The organism is Leifsonia poae (assembly GCF_020009625.1).
GTDB classification, from domain to species: Bacteria; Actinomycetota; Actinomycetes; order Actinomycetales; family Microbacteriaceae; genus Leifsonia; species Leifsonia poae_A.
Genome location: NZ_JAIHLP010000002.1, coordinates 2,024,736 through 2,037,184, shown reverse-complemented (window position 1 = coordinate 2,037,184; position 12,449 = coordinate 2,024,736). Strand labels below are relative to the sequence as shown.

Annotated in this window: 9 protein-coding genes; 8 read left to right on the top strand and 1 reads right to left on the bottom strand. The window is 68.0% G+C overall.

The features are described 5' to 3' along the window. Nucleotides 1-39: 39 nt before the first annotated feature. The 5 genes from K5L49_RS10335 to K5L49_RS10315 all read left to right on the top strand — a co-directional run bounded on the left by K5L49_RS10335 (nucleotide 40) and on the right by K5L49_RS10315 (nucleotide 5,490). The gene (locus K5L49_RS10335) at nucleotides 40-624 is read left to right on the top strand and encodes an antibiotic biosynthesis monooxygenase (protein ID WP_223692520.1); all 585 of its coding nucleotides are present in this window, start codon (nucleotides 40-42) and stop codon (nucleotides 622-624) included. 179 nt (nucleotides 625-803) lie between these two features. Then, nucleotides 804-1,655, top strand: a complete 852-nt coding sequence (locus K5L49_RS10330; protein WP_223692518.1) for a DUF4097 family beta strand repeat-containing protein — start codon at nucleotides 804-806, stop codon at nucleotides 1,653-1,655. Next, entirely contained in the window at nucleotides 1,652-2,269 is a 618-nt protein-coding gene (locus K5L49_RS10325; RefSeq protein ID WP_223692516.1) for a PadR family transcriptional regulator, read from the top strand. The genes K5L49_RS10330 and K5L49_RS10325 overlap by 4 nt, the downstream gene beginning before the upstream one ends. Nucleotides 2,270-2,495: 226 nt before the next feature. Continuing rightward, nucleotides 2,496-4,649 carry an APC family permease gene (locus K5L49_RS10320; RefSeq protein WP_263299230.1) on the top strand — a complete coding sequence of 718 codons (2,154 nt, stop codon included), beginning with the start codon at nucleotides 2,496-2,498 and terminating at the stop codon, nucleotides 4,647-4,649. 82 nt (nucleotides 4,650-4,731) lie between these two features. Then, on the top strand, nucleotides 4,732-5,490 hold the full coding sequence (locus K5L49_RS10315) for a MerR family transcriptional regulator (RefSeq protein WP_223692513.1): 759 nt from the start codon (nucleotides 4,732-4,734) through the stop codon (nucleotides 5,488-5,490). Nucleotides 5,491-5,562: 72 nt separating this feature from the next. On the opposite strand, the gene yczE is transcribed toward K5L49_RS10315, so the two are convergent. Continuing rightward, complete coding sequence (gene yczE / locus K5L49_RS10310; protein WP_223692511.1) at nucleotides 5,563-6,207, bottom strand: membrane protein YczE; 645 nt, start codon at nucleotides 6,205-6,207, stop codon at nucleotides 5,563-5,565. Between the two features lie 61 nt (nucleotides 6,208-6,268). Between yczE and yczR the strand changes: the two genes are divergently transcribed. From yczR to K5L49_RS10295, 3 genes are all read left to right on the top strand, one after another. After that, nucleotides 6,269-7,738 (top strand): MocR-like transcription factor YczR, encoded by a 1,470-nt coding sequence (gene yczR, locus K5L49_RS10305; RefSeq protein ID WP_223692509.1) that lies wholly within the window; start codon nucleotides 6,269-6,271, stop codon nucleotides 7,736-7,738. Nucleotides 7,739-8,030: 292 nt separating this feature from the next. Further along, nucleotides 8,031-11,270 (top strand): efflux RND transporter permease subunit, encoded by a 3,240-nt coding sequence (locus tag K5L49_RS10300; protein ID WP_223692508.1) that lies wholly within the window; start codon nucleotides 8,031-8,033, stop codon nucleotides 11,268-11,270. A 90-nt stretch (nucleotides 11,271-11,360) separates the two neighbouring features. Next, the gene (locus tag K5L49_RS10295; RefSeq protein ID WP_223692507.1) at nucleotides 11,361-12,290 is read left to right on the top strand and encodes an arginase family protein; all 930 of its coding nucleotides are present in this window, start codon (nucleotides 11,361-11,363) and stop codon (nucleotides 12,288-12,290) included. The last annotated feature ends 159 nt before the right edge of the window (nucleotides 12,291-12,449 follow it).

The following is a 12,449-nucleotide window of genomic DNA, read 5'->3' as shown; positions in this document are numbered from 1 at the left end:
GAAACACCGGTGTAACCGAGAATCGGCGACACTGGAGGTATGCCTCCACAAGAGTCCGATCGGGATGCGCCACAAGCGCACAGACTCCCCGTCACCGTCTCCATCACCCGCCGCGTCGACCACACCCGCCTGCCCGAAGTGACCCGCTGGGTGCAGTCGGGCGTCAACCTCGCCAATACCTATGACGGCTTCCTCGGCTCCGGCTGGGTGCGGGCCCGCCACGACTCCGACGAGTGGCACATGCTCTATCGGTTCGCCGACACGGCCACGCTCGACGCCTGGGAGGCGTCGGAAGACCGGGCCGATTGGCTCTACGAGGGGCGTGAGCTCGTCGAGGTCTCCCGTGTGGAGCGTCGCACCGGCATCGAGGGTTGGTTCGACGAACCGCAGGCGGGAGTGCCGCCCGCGCCGCCCCGCTGGAAGCAGGCGGTGACGATCTGGCTCGGCTTCTTCCCGCTTTCGCTCGTGTTCACCTACGCGACCGGTTACCTCATCCCCGGCTGGCACCAGCTCTGGCCGTTGGCGACGGTGCTGATCACCACGCTCTGTCTCACCCCGACGATGACCTATCTGCTGCTGCCGTTCGTCACCCGCACGCTGCAGCCCTGGCTCCGCCGGTCCTGACCGGCGCGGGTGAACCCTGAGCCGACCCTGAGCCGACCCTGAAAAGCGGTGGGAATCGCATCGCGGGCTTGCGATGCCCGCAAACGCGATATATCGTGAATTTGTCAACAACGCGATATATCGCGAATCACCGAGGGTCCGCGCAGCGCGGCACCACACAGGCGCAACAGGAGAGAACAATGGCACAGGACAAGTGGCTGATCCAGCCCGGGGAGAGCAAAGTCATCGACCTCGAGCTGGTCCGCTCGCTCAAGGTCGGGTTCATCGGCGGGCAGATCGACGTGATCGGGCACGACGAACCCGGAGCGAGGGTGGAGGTGCACTCGGTCAGCGGGCGCGACCTCAAGATCAGTATCGAAGGCGACCAGCTCGAGATCGACCACCCGCAACTGCGGTGGGACAACTTCATCGAAGTCTTCAAATCGATGCGCAGCAACGGCAAGGCCGACGTCAGTGTGCTCGTCCCCCGGGATGTGGCCCTCAAATTCGGCATCGTGTCGGCCACCGCGCTCGTGTCGGGGCTGAAGACGAACGGCCGACTGAGCACGGTCTCCGGCGACCTGGTGGTCGACGGGCTCATCGGCGACATCGAGCTGAACTCCGTGAGCGGCGAACTCTCGGCGCGCGACCACATCGGGCGGATCTCCGCTCACACGGTGTCGGGCGATGTCACCGCGTCGGGCGACATCCCGCGGTTCACGGTGGACAGCGTCTCCGGCGATGTGATGGTCGACATCACGGGGCGGCTCGACGAGCTCTCGAGCAACACGGTCTCGGGTGACCTGACCGTGCGCATCCCCGATGGGCTGGGGGCACGCTACCGCGTGAACACGGTGTCGGGCAAGATCCTGCTCGACAACGCGCTCATCTCCTCGTCGCCCGGAAAGAACTTCACCGGTACCTCCGGCAGACTCGACGGTTCGTGGGCCGAGGTCAGCGTCAACTCGGTGTCGGGCAATGTCTCGGTCGTGCGCAGCGCGGTTCCGGCCGGCGCCGCGAACGACACCGCTCACGACGGAGCGCCCGAATGACCCCCGTCTTCGCCCACGGCAGCCTGAGGCTCTACCTGCTGAGCCTGCTTGGTGAGTCGCCGAGACACGGGTATGAGCTGATCCAGGCGCTCAGCGAACGGTTCGGCGGAACCTACAGCCCGAGCGCGGGCACGATCTACCCCCGGCTGGCGAAGCTCGAGGAAGAGGGGCTCGTCACCAAGTCCACCGAGGGCCGCAAGACCGTCTACGCCATCACCGACGCCGGGCGCGCTGAACTCGCAGAGCGGGAGCACGAACTCGACGCCATCGAAGATGAGGTCACCGATTCGGTCCGTCGGCTCGCCGACGAGGTCCGCGCCGGGGTCGATGACGCGATGCGCAGCCTGCGCGCCGATCTCGCCTCAGCCGCGCGCGAGGCGAAAAGGTCTCCGAATGTGAGCGAGTTCACGTCGACGGTCCGCAACGCGCGCCAGGCGGCCTCCGCCTCCGCCCGTGAGGCCGAGGCGGTGCTCAATGAGTTCCGTCAGCAGCTGCGAACCGATCTGCGTTCGCATGCCGCGCGCGGGTTCATCCCCGACGACGTGATCCCCCAGCTGAAGCTCGAGCTCGCCCGGGTGCGGGCCTCGGTTCTGGAGTCGTTGAGCCGCCGCTGACCGCTCGGCGACCGGCACTCAGCCGAATACAGCGAAAGCGCGTTCGACACTCAGGTTCGAACGCGCTTCGCGTGTGTGCGGGGCCGATTCGGGCCACCCGCAGGCCTGCATCCATGTATTGCAGAACCGCAACGTTCCCTGCGGTCGACGCGCCGACTTGACAGGGGATTGGCAGCGAGTATTCTCGACCCTCGTGACAAATGACGGGAGATCCCCGAAGCGGTGGTTGATCGGCGACCCGCTTCCGAGCGAAAAACTCGAAGGACAGCTCCTCCCGAAGCACCTCGCCCTCCCGATCTTCGCCTCCGACGCGCTGTCGAGTGTGGCGTACGCTCCGCAGGAGCTTCTGATGATCCTGCTGCTCGGCGGTCTGGCGTTCCTGACGTTCGCGCCCTGGGTGGCGGCGGCCGTCGTCGTGCTTCTCGTCACGGTCGTGCTGTCGTACCGGCAGCTCGTGAAGGCGTACCCCTCCGGCGGCGGTGACTACGAGGTCGCGCACAAGAACCTCGGCGAGAAGGCCGGACTGGTCGTCGCCTCGGCACTCCTCGTGGACTACGTGCTGACGGTCGCGGTTTCCGTCGCCTCGGGCGTCGACAACATCATCTCTGCGCTGCCCTTCCTGAGCGGCTGGCGAGTCGAACTCGCCGTGCTCTTCGTCGTGCTCATCGCCGCCGTGAACCTGCGCGGTGTGCGCGAGTCGAGCAAAGCCTTCGCGCTCCCCACCTACCTGTTCATCGGGTCGATCTTCGTGATGGTCGTCACCGCGCTCATCCGCACGGCGCTCGGCCATGCGCCGGTCGCCGAATCCGCCGGATACACCGTGCACGCGGCAGGCCTCGGTCAAGCCGCCATGATCCTGCTGCTGCTGCGCGCCTTCTCCAGCGGATGCAGCGCCCTCACCGGGGTGGAGGCGGTCGCCAACGGCGTCCCCGCGTTCCGCACCCCCAAGATCAAGAACGCTCGCAAGACGCTCGCCCTCATGGGCGGGATCGCCATCGTGCTCTTCGCCGGTCTCACCACGGTCGCCCTGATCAGCGGTGTGCACTACGCAGAGAACCCCTGCGATCTGCAGGGCTGGGCCCAGTGCGCCACGTCGCCGCAGCGCAGCCTGATCGCCCAGATCGCCTCCGCGACCTTCGGCAACAACTCCCTGCTGTTCTTCATCGTGCAGGCCGCAACGGCGGTCGTGCTGCTGCTCGCCGCCAACACCGCGTTCAACGGCTTCCCGCTGCTCGGTTCGGTGCTGGCGCGCGACTCCTACGCGCCGAAGTCGCTCAACACTCGCGGCGACCGTCTCGTCTACTCGAACGGGATGATCGTCCTGGCGTTGGCCGCGACCGCCCTGTTGCTCGTCTATCAGGCCAATCTGACCAACCTCATCCAGCTGTACATCATCGGTGTCTTCGTCTCGTTCACCCTCGGTCAATCGGGCATGGTGAGGCACTGGATCTCCCTGCTGCGTTCGGGCACGGTGCCGCACGGGGAACGCGGAAGCATCGTGCGCAGCCTCTGCATCAACGCCTTCGGCGCGTTTCTCACGGCGGTGGTGCTGATCGTCGTGACGATCACCAAGTTCACCCACGGCGCGTACCTCGTGTTCATCTTCATGCCGATTCTCTGGCTGCTCATGCTCGGCGTGAACCGCTACTACCGGGATGTGGAGAAAGAGATCGAGGTCGACCCGGTCACCACGTTCGGCAGCCGCGGCGACCACGCGATCGTCCTCGTCGGCAAAATGCAGAAGCCCGCGCTGAAGGCCCTCGACTATGCGATCGCCGCCCGGCACGAATCGATCGAGGCCGTGCATGTGTCGATCGACGAGGATGCGACCGAGCAGTTGCAGAAAGACTGGATCGAGCAGAACATCCACGTGCCGCTGACGATCATCGAGTCGCCGTACCGCGAGTTCGGCATCCCGCTGATCAAGTATCTGAAGCACCGGCGGGAGGAGCACGGCGCCGAAGTCGTGACCGTGTATCTGCCGCAGTACATCGTCGGGCACTGGTGGGAGGCGCTGCTCCACAACCACCGGGCGCGTCGTCTGCGCCAGCAGCTTCTGCTCTGTCACGGCGTCACGGTCGCCTTGGTGCCGTGGCTGCTCGATTCGTCGTCGCTCATCTACGGTCGTCGTTCCCGCCCGCTGCCGGGGCAGGATCGGCGCGGCGAGCCGGTTCGCCCGGTGGCCCGCCGGCCGCTGGAGCCCGCCTCCGTCACGCACGGTGGTCGCGGCCACGGGCCGACCCGGTCGGGTGGGATGCCGCCCGCCGCGACGCCGCCGTCAACTGCTGCACCGTCCGTTGCCGCGCCGTCGCCGGACGAGAAGCCGGCGAAGAAGCCGGCTGCCGAGACCAAGAAGGTTCCGGCGCGCGCGAAGCGCTGAGATCAGCGCCGTCGGGCACTTGACCTTGACGCTGCGTCAACCTCTACCGTGGAGTTCGCACCCCACGAGAGAGGAGAAGACGATGGACTGGTCCATCCAGGAGATCGCGCGGTTGGCCGGAACGACGAGCCGCACGCTGCGCCATTACGGCGAGATCGGCCTCCTCCCGCCCAGCCGCATCGGTGACAACGGCTACCGGTACTACGACCGGGCATCCCTCGTGCGATTGCAGCGCATCCTGCTGTTGCGGGGACTCGGCCTGGGCCTTCCGGCCATCGCCGATGTTCTCGGCAGCGACCGGGATGCGGCCCCCGCACTGCGTAACCACCTCATCTGGTTGCGTGACGAGCGGGGCCGGCTGGCGCGGCAGATCGCGGCGGTCGAAGCGACGATCCGATCGCTGGAGGGGGGTGAACAGATCATGGCAGAAGACATGTTCGACGGATTCGACCACACGCAATACAAAGACGAGGTCGAGGAACGCTGGGGCACGCAGGCGTATGCAACGAGCGACGCCTGGTGGCGCAGCACCTCGCCGGACGAGAAGAAGGCCTTCCAAACCGTCGTCGGTCGGCTGAACGCCGATTGGGCCGCTGCGGCCGAGAGTGGGATCACTCCCGACGGCGAGGAGGCCCAGGCGCTCGCCCAGCGGCACTTCGACTGGCTTGCGAGCGTGCCCGGCACGCCCGGCAGTGACGCGAACGGTCCGACGAAGGCGTATCTCCTCGGCCTCGGCGAGATGTATGTGGCCGATCCGCGGTTCGGTGCGAACTACGGTGGCGCCGTCGGTGCGGCCTTCGTGCGTGACGCCCTGCGCGTCTACGCCGACCGCACCCTCTGAACGGCGACCGCCGAGTACACGCGATGTGGCCCCCTCCTCATTGACGAGGGCCAGGCGGTGTGTGCTCGGCGGCTACGTCGTGCGCGTCTCGAGCTCGTTCTCAGCCGCATCCGTCGTCGCTGCCGTGGGGAGGTGGATCGCGAAAAGGGGGAGCGTGAGCGTGCACAGGGGGCCGATCAGCACGGCGAACGCGAGGGTGCCGAACCCGACGTTGCCACCCAGGAGCCACCCGACGATCAGCACGGTGACCTCGATGCCGGTGCGCACCACCCAGATCGGCCACCCGGTCCGCGTGTGCAGCCCGGTCATCAGGCCGTCCCGCGGGCCGGGCCCGAGCTGCGGGCCGATGTAGAGCCCGGTCGCGACGGCGAGCAGTACGAGGCCGCCGGCGAACAGCGGCACCTGCGCCCAGAGCTGGGTCTGTTGAGGGATGAGGGTCAGCCCGAGCTGCGCGCTCGGACCGATCAGCAGCACATTGAGAATCGTGCCGAGCCCCGGACGCTGACGGATCGGGATCCAGAACAGCAGGACGACGAGCCCGATGAGGTTGGTCATGAGGCCGAACGCCCACCCGGTCTTGATCGACAGTCCCTGTGCCAGCACATCCCACGGGGAGAGCCCGATGCCGGCTCGCACCATCATCGAGATGGCGATGCCGTAGAGAACGAGGCCGAGCAGGAGCCGGGCGAGGCGGCGGGGGAAGAGTCGAGCGGTCACACAATCATCCAATTTGACGATTGGCCTTTTATCAAGATGCCAATCTGCTTAAGGTGGCATCATGCCGAATGCACAGCTGACCGCCCGCTCTCTCGGAACCCTGCTCGGCGAGTGGCGCGGAAACGGGGCGCACTACCAGGCGCTCGCCGACCGCATCCGCTTGCTCGTGCTCGACGGACGCATCCCCATCGACACCCGGCTGCCGGCCGAGCGCGACCTCGCTGGCCGCCTCGACCTCAGCCGGACGACAGTCACCGCCGCCTACCGGGAACTGCGCGAGGCGGGCTTCGTCGACAGCGTGCGCGGATCGGGCAGCCTGACCCGGCTCCCGGGGCCGGTGTTGGTTGCAGCGTCCCCCCTCGGTGGCGAGGGGATGCTCGACTTCACCAAGGCGGCGCTGCCTGCGGTCGCCTCCCTGCCCGCCGCCGCGCGGGCCGCCGCCGAAGAGCTGCCGCACTTCCTGCCCGACTCCGGCTACGACCCGATCGGGCTGCCGCACCTGCGGGAAGCGATCGCGAAACGGTACGGCGAGCGCGGCCTGCCCACCGACGCCGAACAGATCCTCGTGACCGTGGGGGCGCAGCAGGCCATCGCCCTCCTCGCGCGCACGTTCCTCGGCCGGGGCGACCGTGCGCTGGTCGAAATGCCGACCTATCCCCATGCAACGGAGTCGCTTCGGTTGGCCGGCGCCCGGCTGGTGCCGGTGACCGTCGGCACGACCCCGGGCCTCGAGGCAGGCGCCGACGGTTGGGATGTGGACGCTGTCGAGCAGACGATCCGCCGGGCGAACCCGGCGCTGGCCTACCTGATCCCCGACTTCCACAACCCGACGGGCGCATCCATGTCGGCCGAGACGCGCGAGCGCGTGCTGGCGGCGGCGGCCTCCCAGGGCACCATTGTGGTCGGCGACGAGACGACGGCCGAGCTCGACATCGACCGTGCCGACCACCTGCTCCCGCTCGCGGCGTACGGCGACCGTCGCGCAGGAGACGCGCCCGTCATCCTGATCGGCTCGGCGAGCAAGAGCATGTGGGGCGGCCTGCGCATCGGCTGGATCCGCGCCGACCGGCCGCTGATCCGCAAACTCGTCGCGGCGAAACCCTCCACCGACCTCGGCACACCCATCCTGGAGCAGCTGGTGGTGGCGAGGATGCTGCCGCAGATGGGCGAGATCGTCGAAGAGCGCCGGGCGCAGCTGCGGTCGGGCCGGGACACGGTGCGCCGCCTGGTGGCCGAGCACTTCCCGACCTGGACCGTTCCCCACCTGCACGGCGGTCTCGCTGCCTGGGTCGGCCTCGGCGCCCCCGTCAGCTCGGCCCTGTCACTCGGGGCCCGCAACCACGGGCTGCTGATCGCCGCCGGTCCCCGTTTCGGGCTCGACGGAGCGTTCGAGCGCTTCCTGCGCATCCCGATCACGTCGGGGGAGGACGAGACGATCCGCGCCTTCCGCGCCCTCTCCCGGGCATGGGCGACGTCGCTGCACCAACCCGTCCCCTACACCGACCCCGCCATCCTCGCCGACGTCGTCTGACGCGCACCTCTCCCTGCTTCCTCCGCCCCGCCTCGCCCCGCCTTCGGGCGGATGATCCACCTGGCCATGACCCCACCGGGGCGGGTGCCACGGATCTCCGGTGTCGTCGGCCACCGTCCATCTCTCCGTCCCGACGAGAGAGCCATCGCGGGCTGACACACTCCGAGGGGAGTAGTGCGCGGCCCGGAAGTCGTACCACGGCATGAGGAACGTGCACAGGCTGCAATGAGATACTTCGTCTGCGGCGAAGGCGTCGCAATCCTCGCAAACAGATCTCGCAAAGGGTGCGCCTGTGCATTTTCTCGCCGTCCTCAGTATGAAGAACCGCGCCCTGATCGCGCTGATCACGATCGTCGCGGCCGCGTTCGGTGGACTCGCGCTGGCGAACCTCAAACAGGAGCTCATCCCGTCGATCGAGTTCCCGCAGCTCGCGATCATGACGACCTACCCGGGGGCATCGCCCGAGATCGTCAACAACGACGTCAGCACGCCGGTCGAGGCGGCCATCCAAGGCGTCCCGGGCCTTGACAGCACCTCGTCGGTGAGCAGCACCAACCAGTCGCTCATCACGGCGAAGTTCACCTACGGCACCGATCTCGCCACGGCCGAGCAGAAGATCGACCAGGCGATCAACCGCATCCAGTCGACGCTTCCGACGAACGTCACCCCGCAGGTCCTCTCCGGCAGCATCGACGATCTGCCGGTGATCCAGCTCGCCGTGACCAGTGCCACCGACGTGAAGTCGCTCGGGAACGACATCACCAAGCTGGCGCTCCCCGAGATCAAGAACGTCACGGGCGTCAACGACGCTACCCTCGTCGGCCAGGTGGGTCAGCGGGTCACCATCGTCCCCGACACCGCCAAGCTCACCGCTGCCGGGCTCAGCGTGCAGTCGATCAAAGACGCGCTTCAGCAGAACGGCGTCCTCGTTCCGGGTGGGTCGATCACAGAAGACGGCAAGACCCTCTCGGTGCAGTCGGGCAAGCAGCTCGACTCGATCGCCGACCTCGAGTCGCTCCCGCTCATCCGCTCGGCCACGGCCGGTGCCGGAACGGGCGCAGGAGCCTCCGCCGGCGCCGGCACCGGCGCAGGAGCCGCCGCTGCCGAGGCTGCTGCAGCGGCCGCCGCTGCTGCCACCCCGCAGACGATCGGCGACGTCGCCAGTGTCAAAGAGACCGACGACCCCACCAGCTCGATCTCGCGCGTCGATGGCAAGCCGGCCCTGACCATCGCGGTCACGAAGCTTCCCTCGGCGAACACCGTCGAGGTGTCGAAGGGCGTCAACGCTCTCATCGACGACCTGCAGACGAAGCTCGGCAACGGCGCCAAGGTCACCGTCGTGTTCGACCAGGCACCGTTCATCACGCAGTCGATCAACTCGCTGACCGAAGAGGGCCTGCTGGGCCTGCTCTTCGCGGTCATCGTGATCCTGGTGTTCCTGCTGTCGATCCGTTCCACGCTCGTGACGGCGATCTCCATCCCGACCAGCGTGCTCATCACCTTCATCGTGATGTGGACCAGCGGGTACACGCTCAACATCATCACCCTCGGCGCGCTCACCATCGCGATCGGCCGTGTGGTCGACGACTCCATCGTCGTCATCGAGAACATCAAGAGACAGCTCGTGCCCGGGGTCGACCGGGCCTCGACGATCGTCAAAGCGGTGCGCGAAGTCGCGGGCGCCATCACGGCCTCCACCATCACCACCGTCGCCGTATTCCTCCCGCTGGCTTTCGTCGGCGACACGACCGGCGAACTGTTCCGTCCGTTCGCGGTCACCGTGACGATCGCGCTGCTCTCATCGCTGCTCGTCGCCCTGACGATCGTGCCGGTGCTCGCCTACTGGTTCCTCCGCGCCCCGAAGTCGAAGAAGCATGAGGCGGACGCGTCGGAGGCCTCGCACTTGTCGATCGCTGAGGCGATGGAGAAGGGCGAAGACGAGCTCGAGCATCCCTCACGCCTGCAGAAGGGCTACCTGCCGATCATCCACTGGACGTTGCGGCACTCGGTGGCCACGGTGCTGATCGCGGTGGTCGTGCTTGTCGGAACGCTCGCGCTGACACCGCTGATGAAGACCAACTTCCTCGGCTCCACCGGCCAGAACACCCTGTCGATCACGCAGACGCTCGAACCGGGAGCCAGCCTGCAGGCGCAGGATGACGCGGCCCGCGTCGTCGAACAGAAACTGCTCGACACCAAGGGCGTGAAGACCGTGCAGCTGTCGATCGGCGGCGGCTCGCTCGCCGCTGCGTTCACCGGCGGGGGCGGGGGCGGGGCGACGTTCTCCGTCACCACCGACCCGAGCTACGACCAGACCGCACTGCAGAACACGGTCGAGAACGAGATGGCCGCGATCAAGGGGCAGGGCGACATCGAGGTCTCGGCCTCAAGCGGGTTCGGCACCTCGAGCGACATCGAGGTCGACATCACCGCCCCGAACAACGCGGACCTGCAGACAGCCACCGACTCGGTCGTCGCGCAGATGAAGAAGCTCGATTCGCTCAAGCAGACCAGCGACAACCTGAGCGCCTCGCTGCCGTACGTCTCGGTGAGCGTCGACCGAACGAAGGCCGCCGCCGCGGGGCTCAGCGAGGTGGCCATCGGGTCGCTCGTCTCGCAGGCGATGCAACCGACCCAGACCGGAACGATCGCGATCGACAACTCGACGCTGAACATCTACCTGCAGAGCGCCAACCCGCCGACCACCGTCGCGGCGCTCTCGCAGCTGTCGATCCCGACAGCCACCGGGCCGGTCGCCCTCAGCACGCTCGCAACCGTGGAGCAGGCCAACGGCCCGTCCACTGTGACGAGTTCGCGGGGACTGCGCACATCGACGGTGACGGCGACGCCCAACACGGACAACCTGGCGACCGCGAACGCTGACGTGACGAAGGCCCTCAAGGCCGCCGACCTCCCGGGCGGCGCAACGGCCAAGATCGGCGGCGTCTCCTCCAATCAGTCGGATGCGTTCTCCCAGCTCGGGCTCGCACTGCTGGCCGCCATCCTGATCGTGTACATCGTGATGGTCGCGACCTTCCGCTCGCTGCGACAGCCGCTGCTGCTGCTCGTCTCGGTTCCGTTCGCGGCGACCGGTGCCATCGCCCTGCAGATCATCTCGGGCATCCCGCTCGGAGTGGCCTCGCTCATCGGTGTGCTGATGCTGATCGGCATCGTGGTCACCAACGCGATCGTTCTCATCGACCTGGTCAACCAGTACCGGCGTCGGGGGATGTCGGTGGCCGAGGCGGTGGCGCACGGCGCCTCCCGCCGTCTGCGCCCGATCCTCATGACCGCGCTGGCGACGATCGCCGCCCTGTCGCCGATGGCGGTCGGCCTCACCGGTGGCGGCGGGTTCATCTCGCAGCCGCTCGCGATCGTCGTGATCGGCGGTCTCGTCTCGTCTACGCTGCTGACGCTGGTCGTGCTGCCCACCCTGTACAACCTGGTGGAGGGTCGCCGGGAGCGTCGCGACGCGCGACGCGCGGCCAGGGCGGCCGAACACATCCCCGCCCCGGTCGATGCAACCCCCTAGCTGCCGCCGGAGCCTGGGGTGTATGGGATCTCGGACACGAAAGCAGCGGCAGACGTTTCGCCGACGAGGGTGCCTTGGTAGCTTCGCGGTATGAGCACACGCGAACTGTCCGTGGATCCGTTGTGGGGCCGGGCAGGGGATTGGCCATCCCCCGAGACGATCGAACCGGGTGAGCAGATCGACCTGACGCTGCTCGGCATCCCGACCTGGCGCACCTCGTTGTCGGCCACGGGCGCGGGGGAGACTCCGGCGGCGGTTCGCCAAGCACTGCGCTACTACGCGCCGTTCCTCTCGCCCGACAGGCGTCGCACCCGGGCGCGGTCACTGGCCGACCTGACCATCACCGACGCCGGCGATGTGCCAGAACCAGACGGGGCCGAGGGTGAGGGCCGAGCCATCGCGGCGATGGCGGATGCGGTCGCCCGCGCCAGCCTGGTCGTGGCGCTCGGCGGCGACAACGCCCTCACGGTGCCGGCGGCCCTCGGCGCGTGGGGGGATGAGCTCGCGACCGCGGGGTTGATCACGCTCGACGCCCACCACGATCTGCGCGACGGTGTCAGCAACGGCTCGCCGGTGCGCCGGTTGATCGAAGCCGGCCTCGCCGGTCGGCGCATCGTTCAGATCGGCATCGCCGACTTCGCCAACTCGCCCGAGTACTCGGCTCGCGCCGCCGATTTCGGCATCACCGTGATCCACCGCGACGAATTGCACCGTCGCCCGCTCGACGATGTGCTGAAGGAGGCCCTGGAGATCGCCGGTCGCGCCGGTGGCCCCATCCACGTCGACCTCGATGTCGATGTCTGCGACCGGTCGGTCGCGCCCGGCTGCCCCGCCTCCGTTCCCGGCGGCCTCTCGGCCTGGGAACTGCGCCGCGCGGCTCGGGTGACGGCTGCGCATCCCGCCGTGCGGTCCCTCGACCTGGCCGAGGTGGATGCGACCGCGGACGCCCCCGACGGACGCACGGTGCGGCTCATGGCACTGTGCGTGCTGGAGGCGGCCGCCGGTGTCGCGGAGCGCTGACCGGATCGCGTGGATCAGCCGTTCGGTGGTTCGGCGGTTCGGCGGCTCGGCCGCTCGGCGGTTCTCGTGAGGAGGGCGCGCGCTTTTCAGGAGCCCGTGTGTCGGGAGCGCCGCGTCGTCCCTTTCTCAGGAGCCACCGGTCGACGGTTGCCGTTTTCA